The organism is Cellulosimicrobium sp. So1_17, from assembly GCF_055181235.1.
The window spans coordinates 146,151-161,426 of record NZ_CM143702.1 but is presented as its reverse complement, the minus strand read 5'-3'; the positions used below and the strand labels follow the sequence as shown (position 1 = coordinate 161,426).

Below are 15,276 nucleotides of genomic sequence, written 5' to 3'. Positions count from 1 at the left end.
CGCTCCGTGCGGCCGACGGTCACGCGCGCTCGAGGAACTCCTCGCGCTCGGGGTCGAGCTGGTCCGCGATCGCGGCACGCAGCGCGGGATGGCGCTCGAGCCCCGGGTCCTCGGCGACGACCGCCGCGGCGTCCTCGCGCGCCGTCGCGATGACGTCGGCGTCCTTCACGACGCGCAGGAGCCGCAGCGAGCTCGCGCGCCCCGACTGCGCGGCCCCGAGCACGTCGCCCTCGCTGCGCAGCTCGAGGTCGACCGTCGCGAGCTCGAAGCCGTCGTTCGTGCGCGCGAGGGTCTCGACGCGCGTCGCCGCGGGCGTCCCGGGCTGCGCGGTCGAGACGAGGAGGCACAGCCCGGGCGCCGACCCGCGGCCGACGCGGCCCCGGAGCTGGTGGAGCTGCGAGATGCCGAACCGGTCCGCGTCGTGCACGACCATGACGGTGGCCTCGCGGACGTCCACGCCGACCTCGACGACCGTCGTCGACACGAGCACCTGGACCTCGCCGCTCGCGAACGCCGCCATCGCGGCGTCCTTCTCCGCCGGCGGCATCTGGCCGTGCAGGATCCCGACCGCGACGCCCGCGAGGCGCGGGTGCGCCCGCAGCTCGTCGGCGACCTCGAGCACCGCGCGCAGAGGGGCCCGCTCGTCCGCCGTGCCGTCCTCGAGCAGGAAGTCCGGCAGCTCGTCGAAGTCGTCCCCCTCCGCACCGGCGCGCGGCGCGTCGTCTCCGGGCTCGTCGGGGTGGATTCGCGCGCACACCACGTACGCGCGGTGCCCGGCGTCGACCTCCTCGCGCACACGCGCCCACGTGCGGTCCATCCAGGCCGGGTTGTCGGCCGGGACGACGTGCGTCGTGATGCCGGCGCGGCCCGCGGGGATCTCCGTCAGCGCGGACGTCTCCAGGTCGCCGAACACCGTCATCGCGACGGTGCGCGGGATGGGCGTCGCGGTCATGACGAGCAGGTGCGGGCTCGTACGGGCCTTGGCGCGCAGCGCGTCGCGCTGCTCGACCCCGAACCGGTGCTGCTCGTCGACGACCACGAGACCGAGGTCCGCGAACTGCACGTTCTCGGACAGCAGCGCGTGCGTGCCGACGACGATTCCGGCGGCCCCGCTCGCGGCGTCGAGCAGCGCCTCCTTGCGCGCCGCCGCGCCGAGCGACCCGGTGAGGAGCGCGACGCGCGTCCCGTGCTCCGCGCCGCCGAGGAAGCCGCCCTCCGCGAGCGGCCCGAGGAGGGTGCGCAGCGTGCGCGCGTGCTGCGCCGCGAGCACCTCGGTCGGCGCGAGGAGCGCCGCCTGGCCGCCGGCGTCGACCACCTGGAGCATCGCGCGCAGCGCCACGACCGTCTTGCCGGAGCCCACCTCGCCCTGCAGGAGCCTCTGCATCGGGCGCGAGCGGGCGAGGTCCTGCGCGACCTGCTCGCCGATCTCGCGCTGGCCCCGCGTGAGCTCGAAGGGCAGGGCGGCGTCGAGGTCGGCGAGGATGCCGGGCTCCCCCGGCGCGCGCAGCGGCCGCGCCGTCGCGGGCTCCGCCTCGGCCCGCGCACGCCGCTCCGCGAGCGCCGCCTGGAGGACGAACGCCTCCTCGTAGCGCAGGCGGTCGCGCCCGCGCTGCCACTGCTTCTCGTCGTACGGCTCGTGCACGTCGCGCAGCGCCTCGAGCCGCGTGCCCAGGCCGTGCCGTTCGCGCACCGCGTCCGGCAGCGGGTCGGGCACGTCCTCCTCGCGCAGCGGGTCCAGGACGGTGCGCACCGCGGGCTGGATCTTCCAGCTCGGGATGCTCCCGCTCGCGGGGTAGATCGGGATGGGGCGGCTGGCCTCGAGGACGGCGCTCTCGGTGTCCTCGGCGTCGTCGTCCATGCCGATGATGCGGTAGTCGGGGTGCGCGAGCTGACGCGCGCCCCGGTAGACACCGACCACGCCCGTGAAGAGACCGAGCCTCCCCGGGGCCAGGCGCTGCTCGTGGTACCGCAGGGCCCCCGGTCCCTTGGCGAAGAACGTCAGGGAGAGCTGCTGCGGGCCGTCCGTGACGACGGCCTCGAGGATCGCCCCGGCGCGGTTGCGCATGCGCCGCACGGTCGCCGAGCGCACCTGCGCGACGATCGTCACGTGCTCGCCGAGCGCGAGCCCGCCGAGGTCGGTGAGCTTGCCCGGGTCGCCGTAGCGGCGGGGGTAGTGGCCCAGGAGGTCGCCGACGGTGTGCACCCCGAGCTTCGCGAGCGGCCCGGCGCTGCGCGTCCCGAGCGCCTTGGCGAGCGGCTCGGTCATGCGGTCCGTCATCCGGTCACACCTCCCTCGTCGTGCCCGACGCCGCCGGGCGGCTCCGCCCCGAGCGTCACCGTCCCGCCCGCGCGCCCCGACCGCAGGACGACGGTCTCCGCTCCCCCGGCGGACGCCCGTCCGACCAGCGCGTCGAGCACCGCCTGCGCGACGTCGTCGTCGGCGAGGACCGTGAGGATCTCGGTGGGGCCGGCCAGGACCTCGCCGAGCTCGTCGTCCAGAGCCGCAGGCAGGTCGTCGTCCGACGTCCCGCCGGAGGTCTCGACGACGGCGACGCGCACCGAGACGGTCGCGCGGCGCGCCGCGTCGAGGCCGGTCCCGTCCCCGTCCCCCGTCGCGCCGTGGTCCACGAGCTGCGCCGCGGCGAGCGCGACGACGACGTGGAGGTCCGACGGGGCGTCGAGCACCTCGAGCCGCTCGACGCCGTCGGCCCGCACCGCCGCGCGCGTCGCGGCGACGAGGTCGCCCCCGAGGTCGGTGCCGGGCAGGACGGCGACGTGCGACGCACCCGTGTCGACGACGACGCGGTGCAGCGCGGCAGCGTCAATCTCCGAGCCCGGGTCACGCAGGAGCACGACGGCGCCCGCCCGCGCGAGGTCGGCGACGAGCCCCGGTGCCGTCGTCACGGCGACGAGCCCGACCTTGCCGCCCCGCGCCGTGCCGGCGTCTCCCGGGGCGCCGTCGTCCTGGACGGACTCTCCTCTCGCGAGGGCGCCCTCTCCACTCGCAGGGTCGAGCGCGGAGCGGGACGCGGCCTCGTGCCCCGTGCCGGCCAGGTGCCGCACCCGCACCTGCCGCAGGGACGCGCCGCCGGGCGGGAAGGCCTGCAGCGCCGCGCGCCCGGCAGTCACCGCCGCGACGGGGTCGTCGGTGTGGACGTGCGCCTGCCACAGACCTCCGGCCCGTCCCACGCCGTCGGGACCGAGATCTGGACCTGGACCTGGACCTGGACCTGGACCTGGACCGCCGACGGTCCGCCCCCCGACCACGACGACCGAGTCGCCGATGCCTCCGAGCGCGGCACGCAGGCGACCCGCGACGTCGACGGGGCCCGTCCGGGCGTCCGGGGACGACAGCACCGGGCGGGTCGCCTCGACGACGAACATCACCTCGAGCTCGCCTCCCTCGCTCGACGCGGCACCCTCCGCGCCGAGCCCGTCGTCGGCGCCTCGGACCGGCGCCGTGCCGGACATCATGTCGAGCACCTCCGACACGACGTCCCGTACGGGGCCCTCGACGGTGCGCGGGCCGCGGTCGCTGCGCGCGCGGGCGTCTCCCGGCGGCGGGGAGGCCGCCCGGCCGAGCGCGACCCGCAGCGCGCCGAGCAGCAGGGTCAGCCCGAGCGCGCCCGCGTCGAGCACGCGCGCCCGCGCGAGGACGTCCAGCTCGGTGCTCGAGCGCAGCGCGGCCGCCCGGGCACCGTCGTGCGCGGCGCCCGCGACGACGGCAGGACCTGCGACCCGTACGGAACTTGCCCGCGCGTCCGCGGCGTGCGCGGCCCACGGAGTCGCGGCGTGCGCGGCGGCCCGGGCCGCGTCGTCAGCCGCCGTGAGGATCGTGCCCGGCAGCGGCTCGGCGACCGCTCCCCGCGCCGTGCGCGCGGCGGCGGCGAGGGCCGCGGCGAGCGCCGTCCCCGTCACCGTCCGGTGCGGGGCGAGCGCGACCGCGAGCCCGCGCAGGTACTCGCTGAGGATGACGCCGGAGTTGCCGCGCGCGCCCACGAGCGCCCCCCGCGCGAGCCGGACCAGCAGGTCACCCGCGTGCGCCTCCGCCAGGTTGCCCCCGTGCGCCTCCCCCGAGGGCGCGGACGCCACCGAGGTGCCGAGGGAACGCGTCGCGTCGAGGAAGGTGAGGTACAGGTTCGTCCCCGTGTCGGCGTCGGCGACGGGGACGACGTTGACCCGGTCGAGCGCCGAACGCGCCGCGCCGAGCGCCTCCACGCCGTCCCGGGCCCACGCGAGGACGTCGGCGGCGTCCATCACGTCGGTACGGCGGCTCACGTCGGTCGGGCTCCTCGCTGGTCGGTCGATGCTCGGCAACACCGTAGTCTCTGCTCCCGAACCCGGCCGCAGGGGCCTGGCCGCGGGCGCTCATTTGAGCAGACGCCACCCGATCGGCTACCCTGAGGAGGTTGCCCGGGTGCTTCGCGCGCCACAAGCCGTACGACGATCCGCCGTACGCGCCTCACGCCGTGCGAACGACCGGGCAGAACCCACAGACCATTCACTACGTCGCGGCTGCCTGCGCGCGACGTGCACGACGATCAGGAGAAACCGTGGCTGCCAACTGCGACGTCTGCGGCAAGGGCCCGGGCTTCGGGCACAGCATCTCGCACTCCCACATCCGCACGAAGCGCCGCTGGAACCCGAACATCCAGCGCGTCCGCGCCGTGGTGTCGGGTACGCCCAAGCGCCTCAACGTGTGCACCTCGTGCCTCAAGGCCGGCAAGGTCACGCGTCCCGCCTGATCGCGAGAACGCCTCCACGAAGCGCCCGTCGGCCCCGCCGGCGGGCGCTTCGTCGTCCCCGGCCCCGGATCCCGCGCCCGCCCAGGGCCGCCGGTTGCGGAGATCTCCTGAAGGTCGGGACAAACCGGTTTGGCGGAACCGCTGCCCGATGGCAGGCTTTGTCCATGGTGACGGAACTGAGCGAGGTAACCATCCGCCCCGCCGGCCCCGGGGACGCGAGCGCGATCGCCGCGGTGCACATCGCGTCGTGGCGCGGCGCGTACGCCGGGATCGTGCCCGACGAGTACCTGGCCTCGCTCGACGTCGACCAGCGCGAGAAGCACTGGGTCGAGAGCCTCTCCACGCCGGGCGCACGGACGTGGCTCGCGGACGCCGACGGGCGGACCATCGGCTTCGCGACGCTCGGGCCGAGCCGCGACGAGGACGCCGACGTCGGCGACCTCGAGATCTACGCCATCTACCTCGACCCCGAGTCCTGGGGTCGCGGGGTCGCGCGCGACCTCATGCGCACGCTGCTCGCCGACGTGCCCCCGGGCGTCGTGGTGACGCTCTGGGTCCTCGAGGACGCGGAGCGCGCCCGCCGCTTCTACCGCCGCCACGGCTTCACGCCCGACGGCGTCGAGCGCCGCGACGACATCGGCGGCAAGGACCTCACCGCGGTGCGCTACCGCCGGAGCTGACGCACCCCTGCGTCCCGTCGCGGCTCGCCGCAGGCCGCGTTGTCGGCGGACGACGCCACGCGTTCACGCGCCGAAGTGGTCCCACCCCGTCGCGCGGTCCGCCCCTGCGCCGTCGATCGTGACGCGCGGCCCCTCGTCGTCCGCTCCCTGCACGGTCCCGATGGCCCGGAACGGCTCCGGCAGCGCCGTGCCCGCCGGGAACGTCGCGAGCAGCGCGTGGTCCTCGCCCCCTGCGAGCACCCAGTCCTCGACGACGACGCGCCACCCGTCCACGCCCGCCGCGACCGCCTGCTGGCTGACGCCCTTTGCGGCGGCGACCAGCGCGGACCGGCGCAGCTCGGCGCGGTGCGGGTCGAGCGCCGCCCCCGTGAGATCGATCCGCACGCCGCTCGCACGGGCGATGCGTCCGGCGTCGCGCAGCAGGCCGTCGGACACGTCCATCATCGCGGTCGCACCGGCGTCTGCGGCGCGCGGCCCGGCCGCCAGCGGCGGGTCGGGCCGGAGGTAGGCCTCCGTGAGCAGGGTCTCCGGCCGACCGATCTCCAGCAGGTCCAGGCCCGCAGCCGCGCGCCCCAGCGTGCCCGCGAGGGCGACGACGTCGCCCGGTCGGGCGCCGGAGCGCAGCACCGGCGCCCGTCCCTCGAGGTCGCCGTGCACCGTCACCGCCACCACGACCTGGTCACCACCCGACAGGTCCCCGCCGACGACGGCCGCACCGACGGGTGTGCACGCCGCGGCGAGGCCGCGCGCCAGCCCCGTCACCCACTCGACGGGGAGGTCGCCCGGCATGACGAGCGAGACGACGAGCGCCGCGGGCCGCGCGCCCATGGACGCGATGTCGGCGAGGTTCTGCACCGCAGCGCGCCACCCGACGTCGTACCCGCTCGACCACCGGCGGCGGAAGTGCCGGTCCTCGACGAGCACGTCGGTCGACACGACGTAGCGGCCGTCGGGAGCGGCGACGACGGCGCAGTCGTCACCCGGACCGACGATCGTCGTCGGCGCGGCGGGCAGGAGGGGGAAGATCCGGGCGAGGAGGGCCTCCTCGGCCACGTCGCGGACCAGCAGGGGCGTCTCGCTCACGCGGCCACCCTAGCCGTCGAGAGCCCACGGGCCGCACGGCCGGCTCCGCCCGGACCACCGGTCCCCGGCGCCGGCCGTTCACGCGGACCTCGCCCGGGCGACTACCGTGGTCGCGTGCTCGGAACCACCCCCGCCCGACCTGCCCCGCGCCCACGCGCCGGGCACCGCCGCCGTCCGCGCCGTGCCGTCCTGCTCCCGGTGGTCGCGGCCGTCGTGCTCACCGCGAGCGCGTGCGCGCCCCGCATCGGGGTCCCCGTGGCCGACGACGCCGCGAACCCCCTGTGCGCGGACGTCGTCCTCGCCGTGCCGGAGGCGCTCGCCGAGGACCTGCCGAAGGTCGGCACGACGAGCCAGGCGACCGCGGCCTGGGGCGAGCCGGGCGCGGCGGTGACGCTGCGCTGCGGCGTCGAGGTCCCCGGCCCGACGACGACCGCGTGCCAGAGCGTCGAGTCGACCTCGGGGACCGTCGACTGGCTCGTGGTCGAGGACGGCGAGGGCACGTGGACCTTCACCACCTACGGCCGCGACCCGGCGGTCCAGGTCGTCGTGCCGCCGGCCGTCGCCGCGAACCACTCGACGTCGTTCGTCGCCGACCTCACGCCCGCCGTCCTCGAGGTGCCGCAGACGCGCGCGTGCGTCGGCGCCGCCGACGCCGGCTGACGCTCCGTCGGACGGCCTGGGGGCGGGGCGGCGCCGTCCCTCCTCCGAGGGTCGGCGACAGGATCAGCGCAGGCCCGTGGGCCGTTCGAGGGCGAGCGCGATGAGCTCGTCGATGAGGTCGGGGTAGGACAGGCCCGACCTCTCCCACATGCGCGGGTACATCGAGAACGGCGTGAAGCCCGGCATCGTGTTGATCTCGTTGACGACGACCTGCTCGTCGGCGGTCACGAAGACGTCGACGCGCGAGAGCCCCTCGGCCCCGACGGCCTCGAACGTGCGCACGGCGACGTCCTGGACCTCGGCGACGACGTGCGGGGGCAGGTCGGCCGGGCAGGAGAGCTCGACGCCTGCCTCGTCGAGGTACTTGGCCTCGAAGTCGTAGAACGCGTGCTCCGCGCCCGTGACGACGATCTCGCCGGGGAGCGACGCGCGCGGGCGCCCGCCGTCCCGTCCGCCGAGCACGGCGCACTCGATCTCCCGCCCGACGACGCCGGCCTCGACGAGCACCTTCGGGTCGTGCCGCTGCGCCTCGGCGATCGCCGCCGGCAGGTCGGCGAGGTCCTCGACCTTCGAGATGCCGAGGCTCGATCCCGCGCGGGCAGGCTTGACGAAGACGGGCAGTCCGAGTCCGGCGACGGTCTGCGTCCACGCGTCGGGGTTGCGCTCGAACTCGCCCGGCCGGATCACGGTGTACGGGGCGACGGGCAGGCCCTGGCCGGCGAGGACGAGCTTCATGAAGTGCTTGTCCATGCCGACGGCGGACGCGAGGACGCCGGCGCCGACGTAGCGCACGTCGGCGAGCTCGAGGAGGCCCTGCACGGTCCCGTCCTCGCCGTACGGCCCGTGGAGCAGCGGGAAGACGACGTCCACCTCGCCGAGCTCGCGCGGGATCTCGCCCGGCGCGAGAACGCGCACGCCGCGGCGATCGGTCGCGAGCGGGAGCACGACGTCCTCGCCCGTCGCCTCGACCCGCGGCAGGCGGCCGTCCGCGATCTCCCAGCGCTCGGGCTCGTCCGCGGCCAGGACCCACCCGCCGTCGGGCGTGATGCCGACCGGGACGACGTCGTACCGCGAGCGGTCGATCGCGCGGAGCACCCCCGCGGCGGTCGCTGCGGAGATGGCGTGCTCGCCGGAGCGGCCGCCGAAGAGGAGCAGGACACGCACCTTGCGGGGCGTGGAGGTGGCCGCGGCCGGAGCCCGCTCGGGCTCGGCGCTGTGCTGGGTGGGCTGCTGGCTGGACATCGCGGACGACCCTACCGGACCCGCGTCCTCCGGCCCCCGCGCCCTCCCCGACGAGGTCTCCCGTCGGGAGCGGGAACGAATCGAGAGGCTGCCGCGTTGGGGTCGTTCGTGGAAGAGATGACTCTCGAGGCCCCAGCGGCCGACGACCCCGACCATAGTCCCGGCCGCACCGGCCCCGGCGACCGGACGCGACACCGCGTCCTCGACGACCGAAGGACGGTGCGGGCCCGGTGATGACTTTCCTGTCCCTCCTCCTCGGACTCCTCGTGGTCCTCGCGATCACCGCCGCGACGGCGTACTTCGTCGCCCAGGAGTTCGCCTACATGACCGTCGACCGGTCGCGGCTCGGCGCGAAGGCCGCCGCGGGCGACGAGTCCGCGCGACGCGCGCTCGCCGTGACCCGGCGCACCTCGTTCGTCCTGTCCGGCGCGCAGCTCGGTATCACGGTGACCGGGCTGCTCGTCGGCTACGTCGCCGAACCCCTGATCGGCGAGTCCCTCGGCACCATGCTCGGCGGCGTCGGCGTCCCGAGCGGGGTCGGCGTCGCCGTGGGCACCGTGCTCGCCCTCGTGCTGTCGACCATCATCCAGATGCTCTTCGGCGAGCTGTTCCCGAAGAACCTGGCCATCGCACGGCCCGAGCCGCTCGCGCGCGGGCTCGCCCGCTCGACGACCGCCTACCTGACGGTGTTCGGCTGGCTCATCGCCGTGTTCGACAAGGCGTCCAACGCGCTCCTGCGCCTGCTGAAGATCGAGCCCGTGCACGACGTCGACAGCACCGCCACGGCGCGCGACCTCGAGCACATCGTCGCGGAGTCGCGCGAGAGCGGCGACCTGCCCGACGAGCTGTCCGTGCTCCTCGACCGGATCCTCGACTTCCCCCAGCAGGACGTCGAGCACGCGATGATCCCGCGCTCGCGCGTCGGGACGGTCCGGCCGGAGGCCACGGTGGCCGAGGTGCGCGAGCTCATGGCGCACGCGCACACGCGCTACCCCGTGGTCGACGAGACGGACCAGCCGCTGGGCGTCGTCCAGCTCGCCGACCTGCTCGCCACGTCGCTGCCCGACGACGCCCCGGTCACCGACCTGATGCGTCCCGCCGTGGTCCTGCCCACCGTGATGATGCTGCCCGACGCGCTCGCGCAGCTCACGAGCACGCGCAACCAGCTTGCGTGCGTCATCGACGAGTACGGCGGGTTCACGGGCGTCCTGACGCTCGAGGACCTGGCCGAGGAGGTCGTCGGGGAGATCACCGACGAGCACGACCCCGAGCAGCCCGTCACGGTGACCGCCGAGGACGACGACGTGTGGATCATGGGCGGCGACGTCCACCTCGACGAGGCGGAGCGCGCCATCGGGCACGACCTGCCGCGCGGCGACCACGAGACCGTCTCCGGGCTCCTCATCGCGCAGCACGGTGCGCTGCCGCGGGCCGGCGAGACCATCGAGGTACCGCTCCCCCTCGACCCGGCCGACCTCGTCCACGACGAGCCGGTCACGCGCACGCTCGTCGTCGACGTCCTGTCGGTCGAGCGCCACGTCCCGCACCTCGTGCGGGTGCGGCTCGAGGAGCACCGCGGCGACGAGCCCGCCGAGAGACCCACGACCGCCGCGGACTCGCGGGCGACCGCCGAGGAGGAGACCCGATGAGCAACCCCGGGGTCGTCGTCGCGGCGACCGTCGCGATCATCGCGCTCAGCGCGTTCTTCGTCGCCGTGGAGTTCGCGCTCCTCGGCGCCAAGCGGCACCGTCTCGAGGACGCCGCGGCAACCAGCCGCGCGGCCCGGGCGGCGCTGCGCAGCTCGAACGAGCTGACGCTCCTCATGGCGGGCGCGCAGCTCGGCATCACGGCGTGCACGCTCGCGCTCGGCGCGATCACCAAGCCCGCCGTCCACCACTGGCTCACCCCCGTGTTCGAGACGTGGGGCGCCCCGCTGTGGGTCGCCGACGTCGCGGGCTTCGTGCTCGCGCTGATCATCGTGACGTTCCTGCACCTCGTGATCGGCGAGATGGCACCGAAGTCCTGGGCGATCGCCCACCCGGAGCGGTCGGCGACGCTGCTCGCGCTCCCGATGCGCGGGTTCATGTGGGCGTTCCGCCCGCTGCTGCGCTGGCTCAACGCGCTCGCGAACCGGTGCGTCCGTGCCGTCGGCGTCGAGCCGGTGGAGAACGTCGAGGGCGGTGGCCAGGATCCGGCCACGCTGCGCCACCTGGTGGAGCACTCGGCGAACGTGGGCGCGCTCGAGGCGTCGTACCGGGTGCAGATCTCCGGTGCGCTCGAGCTCGAGACGCTCACGGTGGACGCGCTCGTCCCGGAGGGCGCCGGACCGACGTCCGTCCCGTCGGACGCCACGGCGTCCGACGTGCGCGCCGCGTCGGCCCGCTCCGGCCATCTGCGGATCCTCCTGCAGAACGGCAGCGCGGTCCCGCGCGTCGTGCACGTGCGCGACACGCTGGTCGAGCCGGACGACCGTCCCGCGCGCGAGCTCACCCGGCCGGGCTTCGTGCTCGAGTCCGGCACGACGGTGTACGCCGCGCTCGCGCGCATGCGCGAGTCGAGCGAGCAGCTCGCGATGGTCATGGACGGCGACCGGTTCGTCGGGGTCGTGACCCTCGCCGACGTGCTGCGCCGGATCCTCCCGCACCCCGAGGAGCCGGTCGCGGTGCTCTCCTGACGCCACGGAGGGTGTGACGAGGGGCCTCGGCGGTCGGACCGCCGGGGCCCTTCGTCGTGCTCCCGACACGCACCGTTCCTCTTGACGAGGGAAAACCCTTTCCTTAGCCTGCGAGGAGTCGTGCACACCGACGTGCACGACCCGACAGGAGAAGCGGACCTCGGCGACCCCGTGGCGGACGTGGCGACGCGCACGCGACCCGGACGACCGTGGCGCGGCGGTGCGCACCCTCCGACGAAGTGGAGCAGACGATGACGTCTACGCAGTCGAGTCGCCGAGGAAGAGCGGTCCTCTCGCTCTCCCTCGCGACGGTCCTGGGAGCGACCCTCCTCGTGCCACCGGCAGCCGCGGTGGTGGCCGACGAGGAGTTCACGGAGATCCTCAGCTTCGAGACCTACGAGCGCAGGGCGCTGACGGGCCAGGACGGGTGGTCGGCCTCCACGGCGGCCCAGGTCGTCGCCGACCCGCTCAACGCGAACAACCAGGTCCTCGAGATGGTCGGCGGGGGCCAGCGGGCCCATCGCGCCGTCCCGGGGATCGCCGAGGGCGGCACCGGCACCGTGTTCTTCCGCTTCATGCGGACCGGGAGCGTCGACACGTCGTTCGGCATCACCGACGTCGACGCGCCGTCCGACTACGTGAACAGCCGCGCCTACGTCAACAACCAGAACAACGACGTCATGCTCGTCCGCGACGGCGGGGGCTTCAAGCCCGCCGGCGTGTGGTCGCGCGACACGTGGCAGTGCGTGTGGATCGTCGCCGACAACGCGACGGACAAGGTCGCCGTCTACAGCCAGGGCGGGCCGTACGACGAGATCACGCGGCTCCCCGAGGGCACCGAGCAGCAGTTCGGGTTCCGCCAGGCCGTCACCGGGGCCCTCGACCGGTTCTTCTGGATCAACGGGGCCAGCAGCGCGGGACGGCTCATGCTCGACGACGTCGCCGTCGACACCGCGGGCGAGAACCTGGCGATCCCGACGGGGAACCCCGCCGACTGCGCCGCGGGCGGCACCACGCCGAGCGAGCCGCTGCTCAACCCGCTGCCCGACCCCGCACCCTCGGCGCTGGGCATCGAGGTCACCGAGCTCGCCCAGCTGCCGGAGTCGACGACGACGCCCGCGACCCAGGACCAGCGCCTGGTGCGGCACAACCGCATCACGCACCTCGACGAGATCCCCGACGGGTCGGGGCGGCTGATGGTGCCGGACAACAACGCCGTGCTCTACACGGTCGACAAGGACTCGGGCGAGCACGTGCCGTACCTGGACGTCCGGCAGGCGTTCCTCGACAACTTCCACAACAGCGCCGGCCTCGGCACGGGCCTCGGCTCGGCCGAGTTCCACCCGGAGTTCGCCGAGAACGGGAAGTTCTACACGGTCCACACCGAGGCAGGCACCGCGCTGACGCAGGACACCCCGGACTTCCCGGGCTACGGCAACACGGCGTTCCACAGCGTCGTCACCGAGTGGACCGCGACGGACCCGTCCGCCGAGGTCTTCGAGGGCACGAGCCGCGAGGTCCTGCGCGTGCCGTTCGCCGGGCGCGTGCACACCGTGCAGCAGATCGCGTTCAACCCGACCGTCGCGCCGGGCGACGCCGACTACGGCAACCTCTACGTCCTCGTCGGCGACGGCGGCAACGGCGTGGGCAACGGCAACCCCCAGAACCTCGGGACCCCGCAGGGCAAGGTCTTCCGCATCGACCCCCTGGGTGACGACAGCGCCAACGGGCGGTACGGCATCCCCGACGACAACCCGTTCCTCGACGAGCCGGGCGCGCTGCCCGAGATCTACGCCGTGGGCCTGCGCGACCCGCACCGCATCAGCTGGGACCCCGAGGGCGACCACACGATGTACCTGGGCCACATCGGCGAGTGGCAGGTCGAGTCCGTCTACGCGGTCGAGCCCGGGGACAACTTCGGCTGGTCCGTGCGCGAAGGGTCCTTCGTCGCGGACAACCGGCAGATCTACCCGCTGCCGGCGGACGACGCCGAGCGGTTCGACTTCACCTATCCGGTCGCGGCCTACGACCACAACCGCGACCCCGGTCAGACCGGTGACGCGGGCGTCGCGCTCAACGGCGGTTTCGTCTACCGCGGCGACATCCCCGAGCTGCAGGGCCGGTACCTGTTCACGGACCTCGTGCGCGGCTGGGTGCTCGCGACCGAGGCCGACGAGATGGTGCGCAACGACGGCGACCTCGAGGACCTCGCGGAGATCGAGCACCTGCGGGTGTTCCAGGACGGCGAGGAGACGACCTTCCAGGAGCTCGTCGGCGACCAGCGCGTCGACCTGCGGTTCGGGTCCGACGCCGACGGCGAGCTGTACCTGATCTCCAAGGCGAACGGGAAGATCTGGAAGGTCACCGGTGCCCGGCACGCCGGCGCGTCGTCGCCGGTCGCGCTGCCGGAGCTCGCGCCGAACCTCGTCGCGCACTACGACTTCGACCACCCGGCCGAGGGCGCCCCGACGTGGGAGGCCGACCAGGGGTGGTCGGGCACCGACATCGAGCTCGTCAACGGCGGCGTCGAGATGCGCGTCGCGGACCGCGCCTACCCGGGCGCGGGCGAGGCGCTGCAGACCCAGCAGATGAGCCCGCTCACGTCCTCGAACGACGACTGGAAGGCCGGGGTCTACGACGCCGCGGGCGTCGACTCGCTCGGGGCCTTCGCCGGTACCGAGGAGATCTCGGTCATGGGCTGGTTCAAGCCCACCGGCGAGCACCCTGCGCTGAACTCCGGCACGGCGAACCCCGACGACCGGTACAACGCCATCGGCCTGGCCGGTGTGCTGACGGGGACCTCCGACGGCCACGCGGTGCGCGCGCTGCTCGAGGTCATCACCGTCGACGGCGAGCTCAAGCTGGTCGCCCTCGGGCGGCGCGTCGACGGTGCGGGGTCGTGGACCTTCGCGGCCGACCTGCCGTGGGACCAGATCCTCGAGCGGAACACGTGGGTCCACCTCGCGGCGACGTTCGACTTCGCGGGCGGCGAGATGAAGCTGTACATGAACGGCGAGGAGCTCGCCGGCCGGTACACGGCCGCCAACCCCTGGGGGGCGGGGGCCACGTCCCCGACCGACCCGGCGGGCCTCAAGATCGGGGGCAGCTTCCCGCAGGACACGCGGGAGGCCAACCCGTTCCACGGGCGGATGGACGACCTCATGTTCCTCGACACCGTCCCGACGCCCGAGCAGGTCGCCGCGCAGTACGCGCTGTTCGGCGCCGTGCCCGTGGAACCGCCCGCACCGCCGTCGTGCGCGCCGGCGGGCGAGCAGGTCACCGACGTCATGGGTGCGGAGAGCTGGGCTCCCCGGACGCCGGCCAAGTGGCAGTTCCCGGGCGAGGAGATCGTGCTCGCCGAGGTCGGGGACAACCCGAACGACGGCATCCGCCGGCCGTTCGAGTACGCGGTGCTCACCGAGGGGCCCGAGCTGGGCTCGTTCGCGCTCGACGCCGAGGTCCGGCTCGACGCGCCGGCGTCGGTCAACAACCGGGACGTCATCGTCGTGTTCGGGTGGAAGTCGGACACCGAGTACTACTACGCCCACCTCTCGCAGGACAACACGATCTACGCCCACAACGGCATCTTCAAGGTCGACGGCAAGGACCGGGAGCGGATCGACGACCAGTGGGACGGGGCGGTCGGCGCGCCGCCGGCGGTCACCGACGAGGAGTGGCACGACGTGCGCGTCGTGCGCTGCGCGGACAGCGGAGACATCGCCGTCTACGTCGACGGGCTCGACACGCCGCTCCTCACCGCGAACGACACGACGTTCACCGAGGGCCGGGTCGGGTTCGGCTCGTTCGACAACACCGGCCGCCTGCGCGACCTCACGGTCACCGCGGCGGAGGACCCGGCCGAGGTCGAGCTGGACGTCGAGGTCTCGCCGCGCTGCCTCGCCGGACGGGTGTACCTCGCGGTCGCCGCGACGAACGCGAGCGACGTGCCGGCGGACGTGACGCTCTCGACGGCGTTCGGCAGCCGGACGGTCGCGGACGTCGCACCGGGAGCATCGGCGTACCAGGCCTTCGCGGTGCGCGCGCAGTCCCTCGCGGCCGGGTCCGTCACGGTCTCGGCCGAGGCGACCGTCGACGGTGAGGAGGTGTCGTCGGAGGTGGTCGTGGAGCACGGCGCGCACACCTGCGGGTGAGCCCCGCCTGACGTGAGGGGGTGTGCGCGGGTGCCCGCGCA

The 15,276-nt window shown here is 74.4% G+C and carries 10 protein-coding genes; 6 read left to right on the top strand and 4 right to left on the bottom strand.

The features are described from left to right. Window positions 1-19: 19 nt before the first annotated feature. Together ACZCLJ_RS00665 and ACZCLJ_RS00660 are read right to left on the bottom strand one after the other, a co-directional pair. On the bottom strand, window positions 20-2,278 hold the full coding sequence (locus ACZCLJ_RS00665) for an ATP-dependent DNA helicase RecG (protein WP_463105117.1): 2,259 nt from the start codon (window positions 2,276-2,278) through the stop codon (window positions 20-22). Then, complete coding sequence (locus ACZCLJ_RS00660; protein ID WP_463105116.1) at window positions 2,275-4,278, bottom strand: DAK2 domain-containing protein; 2,004 nt, start codon at window positions 4,276-4,278, stop codon at window positions 2,275-2,277. The genes ACZCLJ_RS00665 and ACZCLJ_RS00660 overlap by 4 nt, the downstream gene beginning before the upstream one ends. A gap of 275 nt (window positions 4,279-4,553) precedes the next feature. Here ACZCLJ_RS00660 and rpmB point away from each other — a divergent pair, with 275 nt between their 5' ends. Both rpmB and ACZCLJ_RS00650 read left to right on the top strand, forming a co-directional pair. Then, window positions 4,554-4,745: a 50S ribosomal protein L28 gene (gene rpmB, locus ACZCLJ_RS00655; RefSeq protein WP_251151694.1), complete on the top strand. Its 192-nt coding sequence runs from the start codon at window positions 4,554-4,556 to the stop codon at window positions 4,743-4,745. Between the two features lie 164 nt (window positions 4,746-4,909). Further along, a complete protein-coding gene (locus tag ACZCLJ_RS00650; protein ID WP_251151695.1) occupies window positions 4,910-5,425 on the top strand; it encodes a GNAT family N-acetyltransferase in 516 nt (171 codons plus the stop codon). A gap of 63 nt (window positions 5,426-5,488) precedes the next feature. Here ACZCLJ_RS00650 and ACZCLJ_RS00645 read toward each other — a convergent pair whose 3' ends face one another. Next, window positions 5,489-6,508 carry a thiamine-phosphate kinase gene (locus ACZCLJ_RS00645; RefSeq protein WP_463105115.1) on the bottom strand — a complete coding sequence of 340 codons (1,020 nt, stop codon included), beginning with the start codon at window positions 6,506-6,508 and terminating at the stop codon, window positions 5,489-5,491. A 114-nt stretch (window positions 6,509-6,622) separates the two neighbouring features. Here ACZCLJ_RS00645 and ACZCLJ_RS00640 point away from each other — a divergent pair, with 114 nt between their 5' ends. After that, a complete protein-coding gene (locus ACZCLJ_RS00640) occupies window positions 6,623-7,168 on the top strand; it encodes a DUF3515 family protein (RefSeq protein ID WP_353050445.1) in 546 nt (181 codons plus the stop codon). Between the two features lie 63 nt (window positions 7,169-7,231). Here ACZCLJ_RS00640 and ACZCLJ_RS00635 read toward each other — a convergent pair whose 3' ends face one another. Beyond that, window positions 7,232-8,410, bottom strand: coding sequence for a D-alanine--D-alanine ligase family protein (locus ACZCLJ_RS00635; protein WP_463105114.1), 1,179 nt, complete (start codon window positions 8,408-8,410; stop codon window positions 7,232-7,234). A gap of 233 nt (window positions 8,411-8,643) precedes the next feature. Between ACZCLJ_RS00635 and ACZCLJ_RS00630 the strand changes: the two genes are divergently transcribed. From ACZCLJ_RS00630 to ACZCLJ_RS00620, 3 genes are all read left to right on the top strand, one after another. Continuing rightward, the gene (locus ACZCLJ_RS00630) at window positions 8,644-10,059 is read left to right on the top strand and encodes a hemolysin family protein (RefSeq protein ID WP_463105113.1); all 1,416 of its coding nucleotides are present in this window, start codon (window positions 8,644-8,646) and stop codon (window positions 10,057-10,059) included. Next, window positions 10,056-11,084, top strand: coding sequence for a CNNM domain-containing protein (locus tag ACZCLJ_RS00625; protein WP_251151699.1), 1,029 nt, complete (start codon window positions 10,056-10,058; stop codon window positions 11,082-11,084). The genes ACZCLJ_RS00630 and ACZCLJ_RS00625 overlap by 4 nt, the downstream gene beginning before the upstream one ends. A gap of 251 nt (window positions 11,085-11,335) precedes the next feature. Next, the gene (locus ACZCLJ_RS00620; RefSeq protein ID WP_463105112.1) at window positions 11,336-15,235 is read left to right on the top strand and encodes a PQQ-dependent sugar dehydrogenase; all 3,900 of its coding nucleotides are present in this window, start codon (window positions 11,336-11,338) and stop codon (window positions 15,233-15,235) included. Window positions 15,236-15,276 lie beyond the last annotated feature (41 nt).

Coding starts and splice junctions, on each gene's coding strand:
- ACZCLJ_RS00665 (WP_463105117.1), bottom strand. CDS start 2,278: ATGACGGACCGCATGACCGAGCCGCTCGCCAAGGCGCTCGGGACGCGC.
- ACZCLJ_RS00650 (WP_251151695.1), top strand. CDS start 4,910: ATGGTGACGGAACTGAGCGAGGTAACCATCCGCCCCGCCGGCCCCGGG.
- ACZCLJ_RS00635 (WP_463105114.1), bottom strand. CDS start 8,410: ATGTCCAGCCAGCAGCCCACCCAGCACAGCGCCGAGCCCGAGCGGGCT.
- ACZCLJ_RS00630 (WP_463105113.1), top strand. CDS start 8,644: ATGACTTTCCTGTCCCTCCTCCTCGGACTCCTCGTGGTCCTCGCGATC.
- ACZCLJ_RS00625 (WP_251151699.1), top strand. CDS start 10,056: ATGAGCAACCCCGGGGTCGTCGTCGCGGCGACCGTCGCGATCATCGCG.
- ACZCLJ_RS00620 (WP_463105112.1), top strand. CDS start 11,336: ATGACGTCTACGCAGTCGAGTCGCCGAGGAAGAGCGGTCCTCTCGCTC.